This is a genomic window from Pigmentibacter ruber (genome assembly GCF_009792895.1).
Classification (GTDB): domain Bacteria; phylum Bdellovibrionota_B; class Oligoflexia; order Silvanigrellales; family Silvanigrellaceae; genus Silvanigrella; species Silvanigrella rubra.
This window is the reverse complement of the sequence record NZ_WSSC01000001.1, coordinates 329,812-356,114: the sequence shown is the minus strand read 5'-3', so window position 1 is coordinate 356,114 and position 26,303 is coordinate 329,812. Positions and strand designations below refer to the sequence as shown.

At 28.9% G+C, this 26,303-nt stretch carries 21 protein-coding genes; 12 read left to right on the top strand and 9 right to left on the bottom strand.

The annotated features are described in order from the left end of the window. Positions 1-37: 37 nt before the first annotated feature. The 3 genes from GOY08_RS01540 (at position 38) to GOY08_RS01530 (ending at position 3,026) form a co-directional block, all read left to right on the top strand. Positions 38-1,723 carry a SpoIIE family protein phosphatase gene (locus tag GOY08_RS01540; RefSeq protein ID WP_158996801.1) on the top strand — a complete coding sequence of 562 codons (1,686 nt, stop codon included), beginning with the start codon at positions 38-40 and terminating at the stop codon, positions 1,721-1,723. Between the two features lie 108 nt (positions 1,724-1,831). Further along, on the top strand, positions 1,832-2,050 hold the full coding sequence (locus GOY08_RS01535; RefSeq protein WP_158996800.1) for a hypothetical protein: 219 nt from the start codon (positions 1,832-1,834) through the stop codon (positions 2,048-2,050). Next, positions 1,980-3,026: an NAD(P)-dependent oxidoreductase gene (locus tag GOY08_RS01530; RefSeq protein ID WP_158996799.1), complete on the top strand. Its 1,047-nt coding sequence runs from the start codon at positions 1,980-1,982 to the stop codon at positions 3,024-3,026. The genes GOY08_RS01535 and GOY08_RS01530 overlap by 71 nt, the downstream gene beginning before the upstream one ends. On the opposite strand, the gene GOY08_RS01525 is transcribed toward GOY08_RS01530, so the two are convergent. Both GOY08_RS01525 and GOY08_RS01520 read right to left on the bottom strand, forming a co-directional pair. Then, on the bottom strand, positions 3,021-3,929 hold the full coding sequence (locus GOY08_RS01525) for a hypothetical protein (RefSeq protein WP_158996798.1): 909 nt from the start codon (positions 3,927-3,929) through the stop codon (positions 3,021-3,023). The genes GOY08_RS01530 and GOY08_RS01525 overlap by 6 nt on opposite strands. A 48-nt stretch (positions 3,930-3,977) precedes the next feature. Further along, positions 3,978-6,020 (bottom strand): hypothetical protein, encoded by a 2,043-nt coding sequence (locus GOY08_RS01520; RefSeq protein WP_158996797.1) that lies wholly within the window; start codon positions 6,018-6,020, stop codon positions 3,978-3,980. 808 nt (positions 6,021-6,828) lie between these two features. Here GOY08_RS01520 and GOY08_RS01515 point away from each other — a divergent pair. Continuing rightward, positions 6,829-7,869 (top strand): hypothetical protein, encoded by a 1,041-nt coding sequence (locus GOY08_RS01515; RefSeq protein WP_158996796.1) that lies wholly within the window; start codon positions 6,829-6,831, stop codon positions 7,867-7,869. Here the strand turns inward: GOY08_RS01515 and GOY08_RS01510 are convergent. Further along, complete coding sequence (locus GOY08_RS01510; protein ID WP_158996795.1) at positions 7,866-8,477, bottom strand: helix-turn-helix domain-containing protein; 612 nt, start codon at positions 8,475-8,477, stop codon at positions 7,866-7,868. The genes GOY08_RS01515 and GOY08_RS01510 overlap by 4 nt on opposite strands. 189 nt (positions 8,478-8,666) lie before the next feature. On the opposite strand from GOY08_RS01510, the gene GOY08_RS01505 reads away from it, so the two are divergent. The 3 genes from GOY08_RS01505 (at position 8,667) to GOY08_RS01495 (ending at position 11,285) form a co-directional block, all read left to right on the top strand. After that, positions 8,667-9,734: a hypothetical protein gene (locus GOY08_RS01505; RefSeq protein ID WP_158996794.1), complete on the top strand. Its 1,068-nt coding sequence runs from the start codon at positions 8,667-8,669 to the stop codon at positions 9,732-9,734. A gap of 27 nt (positions 9,735-9,761) precedes the next feature. Further along, positions 9,762-10,187, top strand: a complete 426-nt coding sequence (locus GOY08_RS01500) for a hypothetical protein (RefSeq protein ID WP_158996793.1) — start codon at positions 9,762-9,764, stop codon at positions 10,185-10,187. 210 nt (positions 10,188-10,397) lie between these two features. Next, on the top strand, positions 10,398-11,285 hold the full coding sequence (locus GOY08_RS01495) for a hypothetical protein (protein WP_158996792.1): 888 nt from the start codon (positions 10,398-10,400) through the stop codon (positions 11,283-11,285). On the opposite strand, the gene GOY08_RS01490 is transcribed toward GOY08_RS01495, so the two are convergent. After that, a complete protein-coding gene (locus tag GOY08_RS01490; protein WP_158996791.1) occupies positions 11,278-11,727 on the bottom strand; it encodes a hypothetical protein in 450 nt (149 codons plus the stop codon). The genes GOY08_RS01495 and GOY08_RS01490 overlap by 8 nt on opposite strands. A gap of 485 nt (positions 11,728-12,212) precedes the next feature. Here GOY08_RS01490 and GOY08_RS01485 point away from each other — a divergent pair, with 485 nt between their 5' ends. Continuing rightward, entirely contained in the window at positions 12,213-12,689 is a 477-nt protein-coding gene (locus tag GOY08_RS01485; RefSeq protein WP_158996790.1) for a hypothetical protein, read from the top strand. Here GOY08_RS01485 and GOY08_RS01480 read toward each other — a convergent pair. From GOY08_RS01480 to GOY08_RS01470, 3 genes are all read right to left on the bottom strand, one after another. Continuing rightward, on the bottom strand, positions 12,662-14,053 hold the full coding sequence (locus GOY08_RS01480; protein WP_158996789.1) for a hypothetical protein: 1,392 nt from the start codon (positions 14,051-14,053) through the stop codon (positions 12,662-12,664). The two genes, GOY08_RS01485 and GOY08_RS01480, sit on opposite strands and share 28 nt — an antisense overlap. A gap of 154 nt (positions 14,054-14,207) precedes the next feature. Next, positions 14,208-14,729 (bottom strand): HAD family hydrolase, encoded by a 522-nt coding sequence (locus GOY08_RS01475; RefSeq protein ID WP_158996788.1) that lies wholly within the window; start codon positions 14,727-14,729, stop codon positions 14,208-14,210. Between the two features lie 14 nt (positions 14,730-14,743). Beyond that, positions 14,744-15,712: an AAA family ATPase gene (locus tag GOY08_RS01470; protein ID WP_158996787.1), complete on the bottom strand. Its 969-nt coding sequence runs from the start codon at positions 15,710-15,712 to the stop codon at positions 14,744-14,746. Between the two features lie 181 nt (positions 15,713-15,893). On the opposite strand from GOY08_RS01470, the gene GOY08_RS01465 reads away from it, so the two are divergent. From GOY08_RS01465 to GOY08_RS01450, 4 genes are read left to right on the top strand one after another with little or no spacing between them, the layout of a single operon-like run. Then, positions 15,894-16,913: an NAD(P)H-dependent glycerol-3-phosphate dehydrogenase gene (locus GOY08_RS01465; protein WP_158996786.1), complete on the top strand. Its 1,020-nt coding sequence runs from the start codon at positions 15,894-15,896 to the stop codon at positions 16,911-16,913. Positions 16,914-16,947: 34 nt separating this feature from the next. After that, positions 16,948-20,478: a transcription-repair coupling factor gene (gene mfd, locus GOY08_RS01460; RefSeq protein ID WP_158996785.1), complete on the top strand. Its 3,531-nt coding sequence runs from the start codon at positions 16,948-16,950 to the stop codon at positions 20,476-20,478. Then, complete coding sequence (locus GOY08_RS01455) at positions 20,462-22,903, top strand: tetratricopeptide repeat protein (protein ID WP_158996784.1); 2,442 nt, start codon at positions 20,462-20,464, stop codon at positions 22,901-22,903. The genes mfd and GOY08_RS01455 overlap by 17 nt, the downstream gene beginning before the upstream one ends. Before the next feature lie 7 nt (positions 22,904-22,910). Further along, positions 22,911-23,924 carry a pyridoxal-phosphate dependent enzyme gene (locus GOY08_RS01450; protein WP_158996783.1) on the top strand — a complete coding sequence of 338 codons (1,014 nt, stop codon included), beginning with the start codon at positions 22,911-22,913 and terminating at the stop codon, positions 23,922-23,924. Here the strand turns inward: GOY08_RS01450 and GOY08_RS01445 are convergent. Both GOY08_RS01445 and GOY08_RS01440 read right to left on the bottom strand, forming a co-directional pair. Then, complete coding sequence (locus GOY08_RS01445) at positions 23,919-24,119, bottom strand: hypothetical protein (RefSeq protein WP_158996782.1); 201 nt, start codon at positions 24,117-24,119, stop codon at positions 23,919-23,921. The two genes, GOY08_RS01450 and GOY08_RS01445, sit on opposite strands and share 6 nt — an antisense overlap. Positions 24,120-24,197: 78 nt before the next feature. Continuing rightward, on the bottom strand, positions 24,198-25,991 hold the full coding sequence (locus GOY08_RS01440; protein ID WP_202914006.1) for a hypothetical protein: 1,794 nt from the start codon (positions 25,989-25,991) through the stop codon (positions 24,198-24,200). Positions 25,992-26,303 lie beyond the last annotated feature (312 nt).

Below are 26,303 nucleotides of genomic sequence, written 5' to 3'. Positions count from 1 at the left end.
GAACTTTTTTGAAGAATAAATTCATTCAAAGGATTTTATGTCAAATTTAGCAGCAACAAAAATTAAATATCCTCTTACTGCTAAAATTGCGACAGCTTTAATTTTTATAATTCTAGTTGTGATAGGTTCTTTTGCTTATTATGAAATTTCTGAAAATAGAGAGGAAATGGAAGTTTACGAAAAGAAAAATAACTTTTCTTCATTTACCTCTGCTATCCCTGTATTAGAAAATGCCCTTTGGGAAATAGATTTTAAAACAATTAATTCAACATTAAATCAATTAATGAAAAATCCAAACGTTATTTCTGCTTCATTATTTTCTGAACAAGGATATTCTATTTCTTATTTGGTAAGAGGCACAAAAAAAGAGCCTCTTAATGTAGTTATTGAAGATTTAATTCCAAAGGAAGAAAAAGAAAAGTTATTTAAAATTGAGTATAATAATAAAAACAGTATTTTACTGCAAATTGATGATAGAAAAAATGAAAAATTTATTTTAGCGTATCCTCTGTTCTTTAAAAATTCAAAAAAAGAAAAATATGCTAATTTAAAAGTTGGATATTTGGTCATGACTTATTCAACTAAACATATTTCTTTAGCATCAAAAGAATTATTAATAAAATATACAATATTATTCTCTATTTTAGGAATTGTTTTAGTCATAACTAGCTTTTTAGTAGTTAATAATTTAATAATCAGCCCTATAAAAGAACTTGAACGAGCGAGTTTGGAAATTGCAAATAATCGACTATTTGAAACTGAATTTAAAAATAGATTTTTTGGGAATGATGAAATTGAAAGTTTAAAAGTCAATTTTAATTTCATGGTTAAACAAATTATTCAACTTATTAAAGATGAAAAAGAACAGCAAAGAATGGCTAACGAATTAGAAACTACTAAAATAGTACAAAAATCATTTATTCCAAAAGCAAATAATTTAAGAGTAAGCTACTTTGAAATATCAGCATTTTTCCAATCAGCTTCTGAGTGTGGTGGAGACTGGTGGCATTTTTATCCTTTAAGTAACAAAAGAATTTTAATTATGCTTGGAGACGTTACAGGACACGGTACTCCAAGCGCCATGTTAACCGCTGCAGTAAAGGGGTATTGTGATTCCCTTTATTCTCGGGATATCAATGAACCTTCAACCATTTTAGAAGAGCTCGATGTCATTGTAAGAAGTATAGGCGGAGAAGAGAGAATGATGACTATGTTTAGTGCAATCATTGATCCCCTTAAACAAAAATTATTATACTCAAATGCTGCTCAAAACTTCCCTTTTTTAATTAATAAGGATTCGAATACCTCTTCTCCATCTACTCTTTTAGGAAATGGAAAACGTTTAGGATACATTAGTCCCGACAATTCAAATAAGCAGCATCCATTTAAAGTGCATACAATTGATTTTAAAGTAGATAATATTATATTTTTATACTCTGATGGTTTAACAGAAGCTAAAAACTCTAATAAAAGAGAATATTCTGAACGTCGACTTATGAAAAAGTTAAAAAGTATAAATACCTTAAATACCAATGATATTGTGAATACAATTCAGTTGGATTTAATAGAGTTTACACAAGGGAACAGATTTGAAGATGATGTTACTTTTGTGGCCTGCAAATTTTGTGCGACTGAAGCTGCTGGATACTCAAATGAAATTATAAAATATTTTTCCGAACGCAATCAACCATCAGCTGATGCGCAACTGGAAAAAGTTTCCTAGTCTAAAATTTAACATCTGGTAGGTAATTTTTACCAGCAGCGGTAAAAATTTGCCTAATTAAAAAGCATAAATATTTCATAATGAAGAAAACAACCAAAAGGAGTCTTTATGCTTGATGATGCTGAATTTAATTTTGATATTAATGATATCTTAAAAAATCAAATGAACTATTGTGATATAGAAATTAATTCTCCGATTACGGATGAAGATTTACGTTATGCGCAGTTAGAAGATCTTATTTTCAGGGAATATAAAAATGAATTTAGTAACTTCAAAGCAATTCCAGTTTGTCTCAACCCAGAACTTTCCCGGAATTCCACTTTCTGATCCTTTGCACAATATTCAAGGACATTTGTTACCTTCTGCCCCAAACAAATCAATTATTGAGCGCATCATTCAATTAAAAAAAGAAATCGCTAATTTTGAAAATTTTTACTCTTTTGTTACTGGTATTAATGATATACTAGGAAAAGATGAACTTTTAATTATTAAAGAAACTTTTCCAAATATTTCACATATTGGGAATTTTGGGGTGGGATACAATCATCTTGATGTTCCGTTTGCTACTCAAATTGGGATTAGAATTACTAACTCTCCTGGTGTATTAGCTGAAGCTACAGCTGATATTGCAATGACCTTAATTCTATGTGTTTCCCGCAGAATTGGCGAAGGATTTTCAATAATAAAAGAAAGTGGTCAATTTTCTGGTTGGAGTCCAACATTTCTTTTAGGTACCAGCTTAAAAAATAAGAATTTAGGAATTGTAGGATTAGGTCAAATTGGCCAAGCATTAGCAAAACGCGCGCAAGCATTTGGCTTAAATTGTTATGCCCTAAACCATAAAAATACAAAAGCAAACAACTCTGAAAAAAGTAACAATATTAATTTATTGGATGAAGGAGATTTTTTTAAAACTGTAGATATTGTTTCCTTAAATTGCCCTTTAAATTCTCAAACAGTAAACTGGCTAAATAAAGAAAGAATAGCAAAAATAAAACCAAATGGGATTGTGATAAATACAGCCAGAGGAGAGCTTATCGACGAAAAAGCTTTGGCAGAAGCTTTAAATCAAAATCATCTTTTCGGAGCTGGAATTGATGTTTTTTGTAATGAACCTATTTTATCTGAGTCTTTGAAATGTGCAAAAAATCTTTTTGTACTCCCACATTTAGGGAGTGCGACGGTTGAAACCAGAAACGCTATGGGAAATATAGTGTACGAAGCGATTAAAGCACATCAATTAGAAAAAATAGAGCAGCGTCCGCATGGACCGCTACCTTATCAAATCAACTCATTGTTATAATTTCAATGCTAATTCTAAACCAGCCCTTGTTGTATAACGGGTTCTGCCTATCCCAAATCCTATGCTCATACTTTGATTTTCATAGCCAATTCGACCTTCACCACCACCATCATAATCAGCTTGTTGTTTTTGATTGGCTACAATACCAGACAAACCACGCACACCAATAAAAAATCCTTCACTTTTTGAAGTGGTCAAGTAAGCCCCAGCTAATACATATCCTGTGCTAATTGAATAAACATCATCATTTACCAACTGATTGGCATTTAATCCAATTTCATATTTCACATGGTCATGCGGATAGAATTGAACACCTGATACTAAACCATACGAAAAATAGGGGGCAATTTCATCTTTCATGAAAATATCGCGTGCAATTCTAGAACCCACAAAAAAAGAATAATTTGGAATTTCTTTTTTTGCTTCAACAGGTTTATTTATTTCAATATAGACCTTTTTTTCAACAATTTTTTCGACAGGTTTTTCTATTTCAATTGTTCTAATTTCTGGTGATAATTTATTAGTTGTCAGAATTAAAATATGAACTTTTTTACCAAGAACATGGTTTCTACCCATAGATAATTCTTCTGTGACTGCTAATTTAAAGCGATCGGCTTGTGTGTCTAAAAAGGCACGAGCAGCAGCAAGACGTTTTTGTGCCAATATTTCATTCTTTTTGACATCACCAATTTGGTTTGCAGATGAAATGATATATATCAGCTTTATAACATCATTTTCAGGTATTTTTTGTAAACATTTTTCTAAACCTGTTTTTTGTTTTATTTCAAACTTTCCTAAATCAAATTCTATCTCACATTTATATTTCTTAGTTTCATCGACATTTTTTGCGTAAATATTGTTACTTAACAAAGATACAAAAAATAATAAAAATTTCATTTTCATTTTAATCACCATTTCTTTTTATTTATTAGAAAATATTTCAACTTATTTTTAAAACCTTCCTGTAATTTTTTCCTTTAATGGTAAATGTTCTCCAAAGTCTTCATCAAAACATTTTTTTACTAATTTACTATCTATCCTTGAATAAAAACAAGTATTAATTGAAGTCGAATTTCCAAATAATTTTTGGTATTTACTAATTTCTATTTTCATAAACTTTTTTGCATTACGTAACTGATTATTATTTTCAGAATTATTATTATCTACAAGCCAAAATTCATATTTACTATCTGCATTCAATAATGAAAATTTCGTATATACAGAACTATGCCCATGAGTGATTTGATCAGAAAAATATCTTGAAAACAAAATAGCATGCATTTCATTACTTCCATCATTTTCAAGAATATCTTGACTATATTGATCTAATTTAGTGTAAGTTCTTAAATTATCACTACTTATATAGTTACTAATGTAATATCTATTTTTGTAAATTGACTGTTCTGGGAAGTGAAATGAATATTTACTTTTCATATTATCTTCAATATGAATTATAAAAACTTCATTATATGTTGAATCTTTATGTTTAAAAAATTCAATATTAATTATTTTATTATCTACATTTTGTAATTGTTTATTATTAACACACTGATTAATCCTGTTTTTAGATCTTAAAAAATCCCTGCTTTTTATATTCTCATAAATTGAAGATATTTCAACAAGATATGGTTCATTACTAGCTTCTATATAATTAATATATTCTGATTTGTTATTTACATTATTTAGACAATTTATATCATTAGTATTCAATCCGGGAAAAGGTTCTAAAGAAGCATAAATAGATTTTTGCAATGAAATTGATTCAATTTGTTTTTCTTTATTCGTTAATTCTTCATTCAATTTAGTAATTTTATCGGTTTTAATTTTTCTTAATTTTAATAATTCACTAACTATTAATTCGTATAGTTCTATTGACGAATAATTGCTACTAAATTGATATATAGTATCTTGCAAATATTTAAAATCGTCATTTTTATAGATATTTTTGTTTTTATCATCACTAATAATATCATTTTTAATTAAATAATTTATCATAATTTTTTTAAAATCATTTTCAAATTTAGATTTTAGATTCTTTTCAAAATCGGTTAATTTAAAAGTATTATATTCATTGCTTGGAACACCTATTTTGTTTAAGATATCAGTCCTACAATTATCTTTAATTTCCAAAATAATTTCTTTAATTTTATCATTTAAAATAGTTATAAAATTAGTTTCACTAATATCATTTCTAAGTTGATCATCTGTTTTTTCAGGAAATAGTTTCTTTCCATCTATACTTATTTCTTTTAGTATTTTTATAAATTTATTTTTTTCAGCTAGTTTTTCAGCTTCATTCTTCTTTTCTATATTTGTATTTATTTTTTTAATATTCTCATTAATTTCTTCAATAACTTCTGAAATATTACTATTAATAATTTTATCAGTAATATTTTCTTTACTTTTCGTAACTTTATTAGAATCAGCTAATAAATTAGTTGATTCTAATAAGTCATAAATTTTTGGTGTGACTTGAGCGTTTATTTTATTTTTATATGTGACATTAAAGTAATATTGAAAGTAAGAAGTTAATTTAACAAATAAATTATCAAAATTATTATTTTTATCTTCCTCAGATAGATTGTAGTTATTATAACTTTTAGATTCTATAGATTGAATCAAGTCATCTAAAAGAGCAATTAAATCATTAAAACTACTATCATTTTTTAATTCAAAATTATTTTTTAGCATTAATTTCGTTTTATTTATAAATTCTTTAATTTTATCATAGTACTTAGTTTTTAGAGTATTTGAATTTTTAAAATTCTCATTTAACTCCACTATTTTTTTATTTAATTCATCCTTTTCCAGCATAAGTTCAGTTATTTTCTTTTCAAACTCATTAATTTGTTGATTTGGAACTTCTTGCTTAGGAAGATTTACTGTTTCATTAGCTTTAGGCAGCTTTCTTTTATTATCAACAGCGTTTCCACAACTTATAAAAAATGGTACCATTAGTGAAAAAATACTTAAATTACAAATAGTTAGTTTCATATTAATCCTTTTGTTAAATTTTGCTAGTTTTTTAATCAACTAAACTGAGTTTTGATATATATATAAATTATAAAAATCAACAAAATATTTAAAAATAATTAAATTATTATTAAATATTTAAATTTTACTTAATATTATTTTATATTTAAATACTTTAAATATATATCTATCAGAAAATATTAGATTAAATCAATAATTGTTATATTACATTTATTGGTTAGCTATTTATCATCTTCTTTTATTTTTTTACTAGTATGTATATTAAATTTGATAATAATATTTTCATATGAAGTAATAGTATTTAGCTCCTCAAAAGAGGCTTAAATGCTATTGAAAATTTTCGCTTATTAACTTAACTTTTTAATATTGCTTATTTTTTTAAGAATTTAGGCTTTTTTGTTCTTACCAATAAATTCTTTTTTCTTATATAAACCATAATCATATAATTGCCAAATAAACTTACAGACAAAAAAGAGGTTGAACATAAATGGGATCTAAAAGATAAAACCTTCTGGTTATATAAAAGCTTTATTTATGAGCAAACCCTATGGTGCTTCTCAAATAGCTTCTTAAAATTATCTTGAACTTCTATCTGGAAGACTTGGAAGTCTTTCCGCATTTAACTTTTTGGTTGGGTATCCTTAAATAGCAAAATATAATTATTCTTTTTCATTTAAGCTATCATTCAGAAATATCTTAAAAGAAATTGAAAAGGAGCTTTGCATCGATTTGGACTCAATATAAAGAAAGGCTAGGATTATGGCAAAAAGGAGCTTTGCCTTATCAGTTTTATAAAATGAAAATCAAAATGACTTTGTTATTTGTTTCTCTGTTTTTAGTAAATCAATCAACTGCTTTTGCGTACTCTTTTTCTAGTCCAAAAGAATATCCAATAAAATGGAATAACCTTATCGCTGAAAATCCTTCCCCTTTGGCAAAAGAGTTTGTGCGCTCGGCCGAAATCATAAATAAAAGACTTATGCACGGGAATATTCCCTATCCCTCAAAAAAAATATCTTTAAATTGGGAAAAAGGTTACAACCATGCTGAAGATAAATTTGTCTTTATGCGCAAATATGGTGTAGATTGCACTCGCTTACTCCGTTACCTTTATATAAATATGTTGCATTTGCCCTATAATTCAAAATTTAGTACAGCACCAATAATTAGCAAAACTTTTACAAATAATAACCCTGAAAGCACGTCTCAATTAAAAAACTTTGATCAAGTCCCTAAGACCAAGCAAGGCTTTAAACCCCAAACAGGTGATATTTTAGCTTTCCCAGGACACACTATTGCTGTATTAGACCCTGAAAACTGTATTGCTATTCAATCGAGCATATGGCTATGTAAAAAATCAGAAAAAGGATTTTGCGTCGATTATGACTATGGTGAATCTGCAGGAGTTTCTATTTATCATCTAGCTAGTGAACGATTTTGCAAAAACGGAATATGGAAGGGAATGGATAATAATAAGTTAAAGTTTACTATTGGTTGGAGACATAAAGCCTTCAATACATGGATTTTAACCCTTCCAAAAGAAGCCAAACCAGGAGAGACAATTTTAATTTCAGGAAAGAATCTTGCTAACAAATATATTTACTTCACTGGCAGTAAAACTCCTGTAAAAGCAAGGCAGATCAAAAGATCCTCAATTTACTTAAAAGATCATCAAATCCAGACTGTAAAAATAACAGTTCCAAATAATGCAACAACTGGAAAATTAAAAGTTTTTTGGGGTACTGGCAAACCTTCTCCTGAAAAAACTGTAGAATCCCAAGCTGCATTAAATATTTTAAATCGCGATAACCATTTGGTAAGTATCCATTCAGAAACGTTTGTTGATTAAAATTTTGGGACTTGGACTACAATACTGAGACCTTTAGAAGTACTAAAACCATCACGACATGCATAAGCATGTCTTTGGTGCCCATCAAAACAAAGTAAGTCACCTGCTTCTACAATAAAAAATTCACTTTCAACCATTATTTCAAAAGCACCTGTAAAACAATAAAAATACTCTTCTGTTCCAGGAGAATGCGGTGAACCAGGAAAACGTTCTTTTTCATTTAAAGTATACTCTTGCAAAATTAAATATCTAGAACTTTCAGGTGTTAATTGTAAAACATCTACAAATTTAGATACTGTATCATTTTGATCAATTAATTTTTTTGGTACTTTAGCCGCATCACTATTTTTATATAGTACTGCAGTTGGGATAGGTTTTTGCAACAAAGCTGACATTTGCACTCCTAAACCTTGTGCAATACCAACCAAAACTTGCAAAGTTGGATTTCCTTCCCCTCTTTCTAAGCTTGCAATTGTACTTCTTGGAACACCTGAACGTTCAGATAATTGTTCCTGACTCAATCCATATTCCCGCCGAAAGTTTTTCATATGCACAGCAATGTACTGGCCAAAGCTTTCGGGTTTTTCTGGTGTGTCATTTTTATACATAATTAATTACTCCAAAAATATAATTTTCTTATTCATTTGATACGTTTAGAATTTTTTTTAGCCAAATTACATAAATATAAACCTCTTCAGAAAAATAGATAGGCATTTTATGCATGATAAGCCTATACAAAAAACCACTGAAGAAGGTATATATTCAATATGTTTGGAATGACAACAAGGAACGTAGCCATGCTGAAACATAAATCATTTTTTTTCATCAGCCTTTATAGTATTTTATGCATAAGCTGTGTATCTACTTATAAATCTAAAAAAAATCAGGCATCCAAAAATCAAAATTACGTAAATCCAACTAAAATTCAAGTCGATTGGAAAAATTTATATGAGGAAAATCAATCGTCTCAAATTAGATCTTTTCTAACATATTCAAAAGAAACAAAATCAGAACTAACGCAAGATGATATTCCCTATGCAGTTGATGGTATACAAGCAAGCTGGAATTATAAATATGCAAAAGCAAAAGATAAGTATGATTTTATGCGCAAATATGGAGTAGATTGCACAAGGTTTCTTTGGCACTTATATAGTGAAAAAATGAAGCTTCCATTTAATTCGAGCCAAAAAAATGCACCAATATTAAGTCATACTTTTGCAAAAAATAAGAAAACAAAAGAATTAAAATATTTTGTGCCAATAAAAAAAGAAAATGGAAGTTTTATCCCAAGAACGGGTGACATTTTGGCATTCCCAGGACATGCACTCGCAGTATTAGATCCAAAAAAATGTATTGCAATTCAGTCTGCATCTTGGGTTTGTCGGAAAATGTCTTATCATGGTTACTGCTTAGATGCAGCAAAAGGAAAAGATGCTGGAGTCACAATCTATAAACTCATGAATAGAGGTGATTGTGAAAATGGCAAGTGGAAACAACTTGATTCACCAAAAAATAAATTTACAGCTGGTTGGCGACATAAATCTATGAATACTTGGATAGAAGATTTGCCAAAAGAAGCTTCTCCGCAATCAACAATTAAACTTATAGGATATAATATTGCAAATAGATATATTTATTTTCCTGGAGTAACGCATCCACAAAAAACTTCTCATTTATTAGCTTCAACAAAAGATAGTTTAGGTAATAAATTAGATATAGTTAAAATTAAAGTACCAAGTAATGCACGGACAGGATCTTTAAAAATATATTGGGGAAATCATCATAAACCAGACCAACTTCATACAGTATCTACTGAACAAATTTTAAAAATTGATCATAGTAAATATATAAGCTCTAACCATTAATAATACCTTGTTGAAAGAAATTAAATAATGAATATTTTTCGTAAAAAATTTTCTATTGCCTTTACCTCTTTTTCAATTCTAATGAGCAATAATATATACGCAAATGAACAATTTAATTTAAGAGTCATCCTTGCACCAGGCACAGCATTTTTAGCAAAAGTTTGTCATCCTACATGCTCAGGTATTCTCGGTGTTGGAAGCTCTGTAGATTTATCAGTAAAATTAGGTGAAATTATTTGTGTCCAAGTTAAAGGTTTTTTATGGGATCATGATTTTTATTTTAAATTGAAGAATAAAGAATCTACTGAAATCATAGCATGGGGATCAACATTCCATCCGCAACTTATTTATTCACCACAATTAGTAAAAATATTTGATGAAAATAATCTAAGTACAGATATGAATTGTCGAAAATTCTATCTTTATAAAATTTATGAAATGTTCCCAGACTGAATCATATAATTTTTAAAATTTATTTGACAAAGTTTTCTATTTTTTGGTAATCTTTAAATGCAACAGAGAATATTTTCAATAGATAAAGTTTAATTTTCTAGATACTATTTTTGATTTATCATATTTATATTTAAATTAATTAAAATTAACTTATAAGAATTTATTAAAAATTGCATAGACATAATTTCAATTACTAGAAAGGGATTCTGAATGTCTTTTCTACTAACTATTCTTACAGGTTTCAATACTGAAGAATTTACTGAAAATAAACTCCAACTTCTTCTGACAGGAGAAGAATCTTATGTTATCAATAGTCAAGAAGTAGCAAAAGAATTCTATTTAGGACATAATATTACTCGCAGTTCATTAGTTGAAATATATACTGGTAAAAGACCAGACAATACTTTTATTCGATATCACTCTCCTTGGAGTAATTATAATTATCATAGAAACTTATTTAAAGAATATAATTGGAAAGAAGTAACAATTTCTGTTTCAAATAAACAATTAAAGTTGATAAAAGGAAAAGTAGACAATGAATTGTTAGTAGAACATATCCTTGAAAATAAAACGGATAGAATGCAAAAAATGACTCCACGCTTTGTCCATACTTTCGAAAATGTTTTTACTACAAAATGGACTAAAGAGCAGTCACTTGCAAAAGCAATAAATTTAGGTATAACTTTAGGAATAAAAGAATCAAATTTAGCTTCAGAATATTCTTTTACTGAAACTTTTACAGTTGGCAAAGAAGAATCTAAAACAAATTCAGAAAAAGTATCAATAGAATCGGGAGGAATGTTTGAAGTCCCTGCTAAAACGTGTACTAAAATTTCTATGTATGGAAAATCAGCTAAGATTAAAGCAGTTATTGAATACATTGTAACTTTATCAGGAAATATAGTAGTTACCTATGATAAACCTTATTTTGGGCATTATTTTTGGGCTTTCGAAGTAAATAAATTTTTGCATTACTTTAATATCCCTAATAAAAAAATAATAACTCAAGAAATTGAACTGAGTTATTTATTTAATACATATAATAAAATTGAGGATTTACCAGAAAGCAAATGTGCTAAACTCAAAAAAATTAATTGATATCTATTTCACCTTCAGTGGATCTAAATTTAATACCATGTAACCTATCACTAGCATTACTCTTTAAGACTACATTGGTAGTATTTTTCTTAATTCCGTAAGTCAAACCCCAAGTGTTATTAGTAACATTTATAGTAAAATAGCCAATAATTGCTCCATTTGCAGAAATAGAAAAATCCATACCGTCATCATAGTCTGCATTGTTTGCCTTCCACTGACCCCAAAAATTTATTTTTCCATTTGAAGATTTTGCGATTGTTTGATTTGCAGAAGAATCATCATTTGTGTTCATTTGATATGAATGTGTTTTTGTTACTACAATATCATATCCTGTATTATTTACTAATTTGAAAGAAGAACTTAAATGATCCCAAGCGAATGCTGTTTGCATAAGTGCTAATGAGCCACCAAAAGCTACTAACTTCAAACTGAAATTTTTCATTAAAATCCCTCCTGAAATTCATTATATTGCTTAAAATATAATTATATCTTTTTTTTTATTCTATTCTATGAAGTTATTTTGACATTTCAAAATTTTCAATTATGTAATACAATTCGCTCTTCTAATTTCTCCCTCGTTTTATTTTTTGCATTTTAAAAAAGATATATTTAATGTTATTAATTTTTTTTATTTTAAATTAAAAGTTATAAAATAAATTTATAGAAGAATAACAAATTTATTTGGTATTCTATAGGTCACACTTAAAAATATTTTACCATATAATAATTAAATACTTACTAAAATTTTTCTTTTATTTTTTAAAATTCTAAATTTTCATTTTAATTTTCTTTAGAAAAAATATATTTGCATAATTTTATTTTCTTTGTAAAAATAATATTGATCTGCTTCATACAGTTTATTTTGAAAATATACTTTCAATTTTTATTAATTATCAATTTATTAAGAAAAATGTTAGGAGAATTATAATGAAAAATTTAACTATTTTAAAAAATTGTTTTGCTTTTTTTGCCTTAGGATTTTCTTTTTCTACTTTAGCAAACTGCCCTAATATAGAGGATATCAAGCAAAAAAATGATGGAACTCACTATGTTCATAATAAAACAGGCCTTTGGCAACAGTTCATAAATTATCAATCTTTTCATGGGTTAAATAAAGATAAAAAAGCGCTAAGTTTATATTATTTGTTTGGGATGAAAAAAGACACTATAGAAAATAATTTTTATCAAGTGATTTGTATTTATCGTTTAGTAGATGAAGATAATAAATATATAGTATTGATATCACCAAAAAGTAATTTTAAAATTCAGATAAAAAGTAATTCAATGCAGCAAAACGAATGGAAAATGTTACAACCAACGAAAGCTGTTTGTATCCCTAATTATTCGACATCAAATAATCAGGAAAATAATTTCAATCAATGTGAATTTGAAGAGATCCCCTGAGTTGATTCTAATTTTCCTGCATATTTAAACATATCACTAGCTTTGATATAGCTACTATTTTCTGCTACATTATTAAATCTTTCTAGCATTTCATTAATTGTCATACTATAGCTACTATCATTTGTTTTTCTTATCTCATCAAAAATAGATGAAATTTGCTTTAGTTCTTCATTATATTCCGCAAGTGATTTTTTATCACTTGAATTATTTTGCTGCTTTTTTGTTATTTTGTCTAAAATTGTTTGTCGAACATAATTTATACTCATATAAAAAAGAGCAAATGTATTTCTTCTTAATTCAGGTTTTTCTTGATTTATTATATTCAATGCGGTTTTTAGATCAAAATTTTGAACAGTAATAAATAAATCAAATACTTTATCCTTATTAACCTCAAGATGATTATCTTCAGAAGTAGCCTCTAAAATAGATTTTTCTATTTCATCAAAATTCCTTCCTAAATTTAAAGTAACTGATTTTTCATTTTTTAAGAAATAACCATTATTTTTGATAATCATCTGATTTAATTTATTATATTTTTCAAATACATAATCAGCATCTGCAAAATGTTTTCCTCCTGCAGCTCTTAACGAGTTTAGTAATAAGTTGACCCCAACTGTTTTAGGTTGAACTAAAATACCTACTGAAACATAATTAGCTTCTCTAAAACGATTTATTCTTTCTAGAATAGGTTCTGCACCAGCTCCAACTTCATCAAGTAAAATATCTTCATTTAAATAAAGACTCTCCATCATAAAATTTAACTGTAAATAACGATTAATATGAACATTTAAATCCCAAGGTCCAAGTTGTGAAAAAACATAGTTAGACTGAGCCGCAATAGCACGACTTATTCTTCCTATATTTTCTTTAGTTAGTATTGTATTATTAATTCCATTATTAGGAGAATTAATAATAATTTTTTCTCGTTTTGTATCACATTCGATATTAATACCAAATTTCCCGTAATTTTCATTTAAATTTTTATTTAAAAACTTACAAACTTCATCCCTATGATATATTACCCATTTTTGTTTCTTTGCAGTGGCATTAAATAAGTTTAATGCATTAAATACATAAACAAGTTGAACAGATCCAGGTAAGCTAGCTATAAATTCTCTTTCTTCATCCAAATCAACACTTCTTGTTTTTATATTTTTTAACTTTTGGAGTAATTCATAATTAGTAAGACTTCTATTTAATTCTTCTAATGCTTTAGATTTTCCTGAAGCAGGGGCTCCAATAATCTGAATTACCATTTCTTTATTTTTTGCGTAAGATACCGAACTAAAAAAAGACAAACAAATAAATATAAAGAGTGGACAATTTATTTTTATTTTATAATTTTCAATTTTTTTACAAAACACAATACAACCTCTAAATTAAATGAAAAATACAAATTCATATCTCGGTATTATAATAAACATATACATTTGTTTAATAATAATTATTTGACCAATTATTTAAATTAAATTGTTTTGTCAACTAATTTTAGGATAGATTTTTTAAATTATGCAACTATTAAGAAACAATAATTTTATTTTGAATATATTGAAAAATATCATTTAAATTAGAAAAATAAGGATGAATTAAGTTTTTTGCTTCTTCTGGAAGATAATTACCTCTTTTTAACCAAATTCCATGCAAGCCAGCATTTTGCGCTCCCAAAGCATCATCTAACAAGGAATCCCCAATATGAATTGCATGACTTGGATCTACTTTTAAACAAGTACAAGCATAATGATAAATTGAAGGATCGGGCTTTGTTTTTTGCACTGTATCAGAACTAATAATAACGTCAAAACAAGATTCTACTTGCAACGCTCTTAACATTCCATTAATTCTATTTCCCCAATTCGTTATTACTCCTGTTGCAATTGATATTTGATTGATTTTTCTTTCTTTAAATGCATGTAAAATATTTTTTGTATCCAAATATAATTGGACTCCAATCGCATTGGATACGGAACTTTGTAACAAAGTTCCTGACGCATCAAGGAACACAGCATATTTTACTTGCTGTATTTTTGTGGGGATTTGCATATTTTTTATCTCTTTTATAAAATAGTTTCTTGAACTATTTGATTTATAATACTTGCAGAACTTCTATTTTCTGATAACGAACGAAAATTAACGATACAACGATGCCTTAAGACAGGGGGAGCAACTTCAGCAATATGCTCAAACTGAACTTCTGATTTTCCTCTAATTAAAGCAAGTGCTTTTGCTGAAATTAACAATGCTTGAGTCGCACGTGGACTGGCACCAAAATCAAGATAATCTTTTGCAACCGAAAGTTTTGATTCCTGTGGGCGAGTATTTCTTACTATCCTAACAATTCCTTTGAGCAGGGCATCTGTAATTTGTACTTTTTCAACTATTTCTCTTGAGTTTAAAAGGATTTCTGCTACCTCTAAAGAGGGTAAATCTTCCATCCTTTTTGGCAAAGTAGCGACTTTTACCTCTGCATCAAAGTCTGGATAAGGAATTTCTAGATTTAGTAAAAATCTATCTAATTGAGCTTCTGGTAAAGGAAAAGTTCCTTCATTTTCTATAGGATTTTGAGTGGCAAACACATAAAATGGCTTTGGCAATGGACGAGAAATTCCTCCAATAGTTACTTGCCTTTCCTGCATGGCTTCTAACAAAGCGGATTGAGTCCGTGGTGAGGCTCTATTTATTTCATCTGCCAAAATAAAAGGAGAAAAGATTGATCCTGGTGAGAATGCTATTTTTTTTAAGTCAGGATTTTCTTCGTCAAAATGAATTGTATCACCACCTAATATATCAAAAGGCGTTAAATCTGGAGTAAATTGAATTCTTTTGTATTTGTTACCTAATGCTGCAGCTAGATTTCTAACGAGAGTTGTTTTTGCTACTCCAGGGGCTCCAGTTAATAAGGCATGTTCATTGCAAATTACTGCTATAACAACATGCTCTATGATTTCACTTTGCCCAAAAACTTTGTTATTCAGCATTTCTATAAGTTTTTGAGATGCATTCGATGTTTCTTGAAAATCTGGCATGGATAGTAACCTCTTCTTTCATTAAAAGGACTTTTTTAAGCTTATCCTTTCAATCTAAAAAGTGAAAGCCAAGAAAAGTTACAGTAAGCCTTCTAAAAATGAAAGATATTGTTTTTTAAAGGTTAAATGCTTCATTTAAACCTATTAGTCAAAGAAATCATTACTTAAGGAGTGATAAACTATGGTCTTTACGTTAACGGATAAGACTCTTGTTATTGGGGCTGGTGCTTTTGGCACCGCTATAGCTTCTTGTATACATACACCATTAAACCTAGTGACTATTATAGCAAGAGAAGAAGCACACTTTAATCAACTCAAAGCTCACAGCACTCTTAAAAATTGTAAATTTGAAACTTTCGCTGATTTTAAAACACCATTGAGCGAATTTAAACTTATTATTTTAGCTATTCCATGCCAGAGCATTAGAAATGTTAGCGAATGGATGCTTGAGCACTGGAAAAAAACAGAAATAGAACCATCAACTGAAAGAAAAATAAATATCATTTCCGCAGCAAAAGGAATTGAACAATCCAGTTTATTGCTTCCATCACAAATATTAGAATCTATTTGGGGTGATTATGCAGCGATTGGAGCATTAAGTGGACCAAGCTTTGCAAAAGAAATGTTACAAGGTTTACCAACAAGTGTTGTTATAGCTTCAAAAGACAAAAAATTACTTGATATTTCTTCGCAGCTTTTACATAGCCCCTACTTTCGTGTTTATGATTCAAAAGATATCATTGGCGTTGAAATAGCTGGAGCATTAAAAAATGTAATTGCTATGGTGACTGGAGCTGTTGATGGACTAAATTTAGGAAATAATGCACGAGCAGCTGTTATAACTAGAGGATTGGCAGAAATTGTGCATATTGGTGTAAAAATGGGTGCAGACCCAGTTACCTTTTTAGGACTGAGTGGTGTTGGAGATCTTATTCTTACTTGTACGGGAGATCTGTCGCGAAATCGACAAGTTGGACTCAAACTTGCAGAAGGGAAAACAAAAGAAAACATTTTCGCTGAATCAGAGCAGGTTATAGAGGGAATAGCAACAACAATAAGCGCAAATGAATTAAGTAAAAAACTTGGTATAGAAACAACAATTATTAACATTGCATATCGTGTACTGTATGAAAATGTTCCTATTCAATATGCAGTTCGTTTACTTATTGAAAGGCAACAAAGTTCTGAATTTAAATGGTGAAAGTAATTTTAATTCTTAAACGAAAGTTTTCCTTATGCATTTTTTTTCTACTGAAGCCGGATTAGTTGAGAGTGTTTCTGAACTGATAAAAAACCCTAATTTAACTAAAATAATTATTGCAAATTCAGAAGCAGAAGCTCAAGAATATGAATCATACTTAAGATCTCTCACTTTTGATTATTTTAATTATAGGGATATTATTTATATCCCAGGATATTCACAAACAGGAGTATTTCGCTTTGAGTCAGCAAAAAAAATTATTGCAAAAAGAATAGAGTCTTGTTACTCTTTATCCATACATAATCCACGTATAATTATTTGCAGCGTTGCTGGTTTTATTAGAAATTTTCCTTCATTAAATTGGTTAAATAATAACAAATACGAAATTAAAATTGGTGAAGATCTAGATCCAGATTTGTTGGTTGAGCAATTAAACCAATTGGCTTATTTGCAAGTACAGCGAGTTGAAGATGTTGGAGAATTTTGTGTTCGAGGGTCAATTATAGATTTTTGGACACCAGGTGAAAAAACTCCTTCAAGAATTGAAATTTTTGGTGATACGGTTGATAAAATTCGTTCGTTTCGTGCAAATGATCAACGTTCATTTCAAACTTTACAATCAATAACTATTTTACCATCTAGAGAATTTGTTTGGCCTTATCCAAGTCAAATGGAAAAAGCAGTAGAAAAATTTAATTCCGCAATTTTAGCTCAGAAAGTAATGGGTGTAGGAAGAGCTAACTTATTAGAAGATTTAAAAGCTAATGTAACTTTTGCTGGAATAGATGATATTTTTTATATGTTTACTTTAGAGCAGTTTCCTGCATTCCATGAATTTATAACAAAATATTTCGCCGAAAAAAATCAAAATATTTCTTGTGTATTTAATATTTCGCCTCAAATACTACTAAAATCTGTTGCCGAAATTGAAAAATTATATGAAAACTCTTATCAAGCAGCATTTGGAAAAAATTATCCTGTTGGAACAGTTGAACATGTCTTTCCTAACTTATCCCTAGGAAAAAAATATTTTGTTGAAAGTAATCTTATAAAATCAAATTATCTACTTCCTGCTGAACTTCAAAATGAACTACAGTCAATTGAGAAAACAAAATTGTCAGTAAGATTAGATAAAATTCAATATTTACTAAATAATTCAAAGATAAGTAATGTTCTATTTTTAGCAAATAATAATGAAAGTTTTTTAGAATTTTATGGAATTGCAACAAAATATCTAGCAATAAAAGACACTGATGTAACTATTAACTTAACAAATTTTTCATGTAAAAACCTCTTATCAACTAATATAAGCTGGAGTAAGATAGTTGACAATATTTATGCTAGTATTTTAAATGCAAAAGAAGGTTTTTATTTACCAGAAACTAAAACATTAGCTATTTCCGAAACTTGGATAAGAGGAATAGCAGCTACAGAACATTTTGAAACCTTTACTGAAGAAGAAAATTCGAAAAGTTCTAAAGAAAACTCAGAAGCCTTTTTATCTGCTCAATATTCTGATTTTATTGAAGGAGATCTTGTCGTTCATGTTCAACATGGAATTGCACGTTTTCGTGGATTAATGACAATAAAAATCCTCGATATAACAGGTGATTTCCTTGTTTTAGAGTATGCTGAAAACGATAAAATATATGTTCCTGTTCACAAATTAAATTTGATTCAAAAATATATTGGAGCATCTGATAATACTTCTCTTGACAGTCTAAAAGGCTCCTCTTGGGAAAAAAGAAAAGCAAAAGCAAAAGTTGATGTAGAAAAACTTGCGAAAGAATTAATGGAACACCAAGCTAAAAGAGCAATGACACCAGGGCATGCATTTGCAAAAATTGATGAAGACTATATTGCTTTTGAAGATGCTTTTCCGTTTGACGAAACTCCAGATCAAAAGAGAGCAATTAAAGAAATTATGTCTGATATGACAAAACCCAAAGCCATGGATCGTTTGCTTTGTGGAGATGTTGGTTTTGGTAAAACGGAAGTAGCCATGCGTGCAGCTTTTCGCTGTTTATTAGAAGGCAAACAAGTTGCTTGGCTTGTTCCAACTACTGTTCTTGCTCACCAACATTATCGTTCTCTAAAGGAACGGTTTGCTGAATTTGCTGCTAACATAACAATTCTTGATCGTTCTGTTACTTCAGCAAGTAAAGTACTAGAAAAAATAAAATCAGGTGCCATTGATATTTTGATAGGCACACATCGTATTCTTTCTAAGGATATTGAATTTAAAGATCTTGGTTTATTAATTGTTGATGAAGAACAACGTTTTGGAGTCTTGCAAAAAGAAAAAATAAAGGCAATGTCTTATGGGATAGACGTGCTTACTATGACTGCAACACCCATTCCAAGAACTCTTCAAATGGCTATGGTAGGCCTGAGGGATCTTAGTTTGTTAACTACTCCTCCAAAATCTCGCTTGGCAACTAAAACATTTGTGTGTCCTTTTGATGAAAGTATTATTGCTGAGAGCATTCAATTTGAATTGAATAGAGGTGGACAAGTTTTTTATGTCCATAATAGAGTTGAAGAACTTGAATCGGTCCATGAATTTCTAACAAAACTTATTCCAAATGCAAAAATTTGCATTGGACATGGCAAAATGACTCAAAAAGATTTGGAAAAAACAATTATTGATTTTCTTGATGGAAAATATCAAATTCTTCTTTGTACAACAATCATTGAATCAGGCATTGATATGCCAAATGTGAATACTATTATTGTTCAAAATGCGGACTTCTTTGGACTCGCTCAGCTTTATCAATTGCGTGGACGGGTAGGTAGAAGATCAACTAGAGGTTATGCCTATTTCTTAACATCCCTGAATGCTAAAGAAGATCAAGAAGGAATGAAACGCCTTGAAATACTAAAGGAACATCAAGAATTAGGAAGCGGTTTTATTATTGCTAGTCATGATATGGAAATGCGTGGTTCTGGAAACATTTTAGGTGATGAACAAAGTGGAAAAGTTAGTGATATAGGATTAGAAACATATCTACAAATGCTTGACGATGCTATTAAAAATTTAGGCGGTGTTAAAGTAACAACTCAAACAGATGTAGAAATTCAAATTCCATTAGTTGCTCAAATTCCAGAAAATTATATTGAGAATTCGAAAGAACGTTTAAAAACATACCGTCGCTTTTTTGGTGCCCGCCAAGAGAGCGCATTGCAAAACCTTATCATGGAATGCGAAGATCGATTTGGAACGTTACCTGTTGAAGTGAAAAACTTAGCAGAGATTGCTAGAATTAGAAGATGGTTACTTTTACTAGGAGCTACTTCTTTTGCTGTCGGCGATGATGCTACTGAAATTCGTTTAGGCAAAAATGTTTTACAACCTAATGGTGAGGATGAAAACAGTGAATTGCTATTCAAACGAATTCTTGATGTTTGTAATAGGAAGACTAAAGGAATGCGTATCACTCCAGATGGTCGACTATTATTAGCTATTAGAAAAAAGAATTTCCAACAGGATAGCTTCACGACTGTGTCAGAAATTAAAAGAATTTTAAGTCTCCTTGCAGGAGAAGCTTATGAGGAAAAATCTTAATATTGTTAAAATATCAACAATAAAATGTTTCTTTGTCATATTTTTAAGTTTTTCCCTTCCTGTTTTTGCCGAAATACCAAAAAGTCTTTTAGAACCTCAGCTCCCTATTTTGTCTTCAGGACCGCCTTTAAATATTCAAGCAGCTTATGACAAAGAAGTATTGCTTGAAGTCACACCAGGGGATGATTTTTCATCGCAAAATTCCAATATTGTATGGTCTATTAATAATAAAAAAATATGCACTGGATTATACTGCCCTATCATTTTAAAAGAAAATGAGTACCAAGACAAAGCTCCAGTTTTACAAATTATTACCTATAATGAATTTGGAGGAACAACCTATACTTATGAATTTGATATTCGCTCGAAAGAAGGATTTGATCCAAAAGAATTAAATAAATTAATGGATTACGTTAAACCTAAACAAAATAAAAATGATTCATTTTCTTCTCAACAAGTATCAGCAATTTACGGTAAAGGAACACTAATTCAAAGCGATTACATTCTTTATATAGGCTCATTAACAAGAAATTTTACTTGGAATGACGGAATATTCCAAACAGATAATCTAGACACTTTAAAAATTTCTGATTCTGAATCAGGAGTAATATTTTTGTTACCATCATCTAATTTAAGCATAGAAACAACGCAAAGCGACGAACAAATGCGAACAGCGAGATTAAACTATGGTGGGTTAAGAGTTAAAGCTTCGGGGAATAGAAATGATACCGATGCAAATACTGAAAATTTCACAAATAAAATGAATATTTATACTGCAGAAGTAAATATTTTAGTTCCTAGAGGTTCCGATGTTGTTATTACAAGAGATAAAGAAAATGGAAAATTATTTACAAGACTTTTAGTTTTCAGTGGTGATGTCACACTTATTCCAAACATTACTAAATCTGATGAGAATCAAAAAAATAATGACAATAGTATTAAATTAACACCCGGCCTAGAATTTACAATTTTTGAAGATGGCTCTGTGTTACCTTTATCCACTCCAAAAAGTTCAACAATTGATAATTTCATAGCTTTAACTACCACTCAAGAAGAATTAAAACAACGATATGAAATTAAAAATATTGATGGCATGGGGGAAATTTTAGATAGATTAGATAGAGCTGCTAAATTAGCTGATAATGAAGAATATTTTGAACTACTGAACTTACTCACTCCAATTCAAAATCAAATGGATAAAGATATTAGAATTCCATACTATCTAGGTTTTGCTAAAAAAGGATTATATCAAAATCAAGATGCAAAAAAATATTTTCAATATGCAGAAAAAATGGATCCAAATTATCCTATGGCACATTGGCAATTAGGATTGATATATCTGGAAGAAAAAAACTATCAAAAGGCTGAAAATGAATTTTTACTTGCAAAAAAGAATATCCCACCTGAAAGTAAAATTTCCCATGAATATGAATATTATGTTGGTGTCCCATATTATTTTAATAACAAATTAATATTTGCTAAAAATGCATTTCAAACCGCAGTTTGGGATACAGAACTCGATCCTTCATTACGCCAATCTGCAGCAGAATTCTTGAAAAAAATTAATATAGAAAAACCCTGGACTTTAATTGTACCTTTAGGAATTCAATATGATTCTAATGCTTTATCATTAGCTCAAAATCAATCCTTACCTAATCAATATAGTGATAAAAGTGTTATCCGTTCAATTGCTGGTGGTATTTATAGCTATGATACAATAAAAGAATCTAACTCAACAGGTTGGTTTTTAGGTGGTGGTGGAAAATTATTTTATGTTAAAAATTTAACTAACGGTTACAGCAATCTAGATGCTATCGTCATGGAAGGTAGTATTTATGAAAGTTATCGCTGGGAAAAAGATGAAATAAAAAAAGAAACAGATTCAGTACGTATTTATCAAACTGGCGGTGCAATATTTGTTGATAATACTCAAGATACTTTATATTTTTTAGGTGGTGGAGTTTATAAAAATCTAGAATTAAATGCAGGAGTTCAAATAGATGTATCTAGTAGAACCAGTTCCAATCAACGCAGCGGTTTAGTTTATAATCAATATTATTTGATGGGCTTAGGGCAAATTGAAAAATTTGTTCTAGACTTAAATTTACAAGGTCAAGAAATTCTCATGTTTAATACTTCAGATACAGTAGGAAGTTCGCTTGAACTTATAGCTACACCAGCAGCTACATATGCAATTGACTCTAAATTAAGTCTAAAATTTGGAAATACCTTTGATTTTCTCTTTACCTTTATTTCTCCTATCCAAAGTAAATATAAATTTACTCCTACTGCAGCCGCAAATTATTTTATTTTAGATTGGCTAATAGGAACCTTTAGTGCATATTATGAATATACTAGGGTTGTGCCAGATAATTCTGATATCTTTCGCCCAGGATTATCTCTTATGGTTACAGGAATTTTTTAAGGAAAAAATGCTTTTAAAAAATAAATTAAGAACGAATTTTTATTCTCAAGTAGAATCATTTAATTTTGCTGATTATCAAATGACTTCAAGATTACACAAATTAAATACTCAAGTTAATCTTGAATCAAATATTTATGTCAAGAGGGATGATGAATTAGGATTTGGTGTTAGCGGCTCAAAAATAAGGAAATATTTATCATTAATACCATATTTAAAGCAAAATAATTTTGATGAAGTAATTATTTTAGGTGGATTAAATTCTAATAATGTATTAAGTGCCATTCAATTACTCATTGAGAAAAACATTAAACCAATAATTTTTCTTAGTAATAAAATTAAACAAGATTCATTAATTGGAAATGCTTTTTTTACTTCATTATTTTTGAATGAAACCAATATTATATATACTAATAATAAAGAGGAAGAAATTCTTAATTATCAAAAAAATATGCTTAAAAAAGGAAAAAAAGTATTTATTTTACCTGAAGGAGCAAATACGGCAGAGTCCTTACCTGGATCATTAACACTGCCTTATGACATTTTAAAAAATGAAGATAAATATAATATTAATTTTCAGCATATCTTTATAGATTCAGGTACAGGTTTGATGGCAATTTCAATTATTATTGCATTTTTATATATCAAAAAAGACACTCTTGTTCACGTCCTTCTTATTGCTGGCACAGAACCCTATTTTAAAGAATTATTGAATTATTATTTAAAAATTTTTAATAATTTATTTCAACAAAACATTACCTTAAATAGTAATTTTATTCTATACACACCTACTAATGCTAAATCTTTTGGTTCAACAAATAGTAAAATTTTTGAATTTATAACCAAAAATTGTAGACATAATGGGTTCCTTTTAGATCCTATTTATAGCGGAAAACTTTTTTATGAAAGTTTCAAAATTATTAATGAAAAAAATTTAAAAGAAAATATTTTAATTATACACTCTGGTGGTTCACTAACTTTAACAGGATTTCAGAATAAATTATTAAAAAATATTAAGTTATAAAACAAAACGAAACTTAGTAACAGGTTCCTTTTTATTTTGTTTAAAATTACATTTTCTCAACCATGTACAATCGATAGTTGGTTTAAAATATTGCGAAAAAACTTCTTGTTGTGATTGTGATTGTGAAAAATTTGCATAAACTAATTGAAAAAGAAAAACATTAATAAATAAAAAAATATATTTTACATATTTCATAGAATGCCTCTATATTATATAATTGTTATTATTTTAATACAAAGGCAACATAACTTCTTTAAATAAATTTGACAACACTTATTCTTCTATGTCTGCTATTGGGATTTTAACATTATAGGAACAAGCTGTATTATATGCATAAGCAATAGCCTTAATTTGATCATTCGTATATTTTAAATCTTTTGCCGCATTAATAATAGCTTGTGCCGCACCAACTTGATTGGTGGATTCAACAGTTTTTGATAATCCACTTAAAAAAACTTTATCCATAGCTTGCCCGCCTATTTTATCACGTGCAACTAAATTACAAGAAGACCAATATTGTCCAGAAGAATGATTGTCACCTGTATGAGTAACATCTTGAGGATATTTTCTCCCGATATGCCAATTTGATACTCTTCCTGGCCAAAATGGATTGTGACCATCCCAACGCATGACCCAATTGTATTGAGGATCGCTTGGTTTCCATTGATTCTCTGGAATATCGCGCACATATCCTGCAGCTAGATAATCTCCAGTTCCCTCGCCTAATCCATTTTCAGAATCGTTTTCTGTGCTCCCGTGCGTTAACCAATCATGAATGCCGTGCCCTAATTCATGTATAACAACCATAAGATCTTCTGCATCATCTACTCCACCTTGCCCAAACGCTAGTTTTCCAGATGATTCACTATAATGAGAATTATCATCACCACTTAATCCATGCGGATCATAACGAACTCCACCTGAGTATTGATAAGGCATGACACTAACTTTTAAAGTTTCATTAACGTAACGAAGATAATTATCTATATGATAGAAAGCATTTACAGCATCAAAATATTTACTAGTCCTAGTATAATTAAACACATTATCTGTCTTTACAGGACAAGCATTGTCATTAGGTGATTCAAAATCATCGCAAACTGCATATTTACTTACTAATGAATAATTATTATTTGCAAAAGAAACATCTGGTAATGTTACAGTTACTCTTGCATTTGTTAGTTCTGGAGTATCTTTAGGCTGTTGACGTGAATCTTTTGAATTTGGATTGTCATTATTATCCGCATATCCAGAATCTCCATAATTGTGCCTTGTTGCTGACAGAGGATCTACTTTATATACATTTGCAGTCGCACTATAATTTCTAATTTTATTTTCAGCTCTTAATACCCGCCCTTGTGCAGAATCAATTAAAATATCCCAATCCCCAGATGTCTTGGCTGGAATTAATTTAAAATGCCAGGCTTCATGTATATTATTTTGGATATCTTTAAAAATAACATAATTTGCTTTTGTGAATTTAGTTGAATCTATTTTCAAATAATTTAATGCAATTTTTAAAGCTTGTTCTTGAGTTATACTTGTCAAACTATCAAGTAAAATTTTATGCTCTTCCAAGTTACCAGTTACTGTATTACTAGCAACAAAAGTAACCCTTCCTTTATTATTTACTGTAACAGCTATTGAACTTCCATAAACTGGCACATTATGAACTTGTTGAATAAATCTTACGACAGTAAATTCTTTGTCAGTTCTAACAAATTGCAAGGAAAGATTTTCAATAGTATTTTGATCTAGACCAAATTTTGCAGCATTAGATTTTAAATATTCTTTTGCAATCCAAACAAATTCATTTTTATTATTTTCTGCTTTACCATTAATTTTATTACTTATTATAAAATTTGGCTCCGAAATGATTACTGCAACCCCATCATTTCTATATAAACCATCAGCCCCTTGTGATAAAGGTAAGCTTTTTTCTACCCCAATAGTCAAACTTTCATTTAATTCATTTGTGTTTTTATCTTTACTAGCAAATGCATTTAAAGAAAAAACGAGGGCAACTGATAAACTAACAGATCTTAAAGACAGTTTAATATTAGTCAATTGAGAACTCCTTAATAAATTAAGAGAACTTGAATACACAAAGTTTCAAGTAAAAAAGCTATGCATAAACAGAAATTAATTAATTTTCCTAAAATATCATAACCAGAATTTGAACTCAATAGTGTTATAAATATTTATAATTTTAAATTTTAATAATTAATAACAATTTTTTGATAAATTAATAAAAATATATAATTAATATTTTAAACTTTTCTAATATTACTTATAATGAAAATAATATTTATTTTATTTTTTACGAACGATTTTTTAAAATATTTTTTAATTTATTAAAAACATAAAGTTAGATTAAAA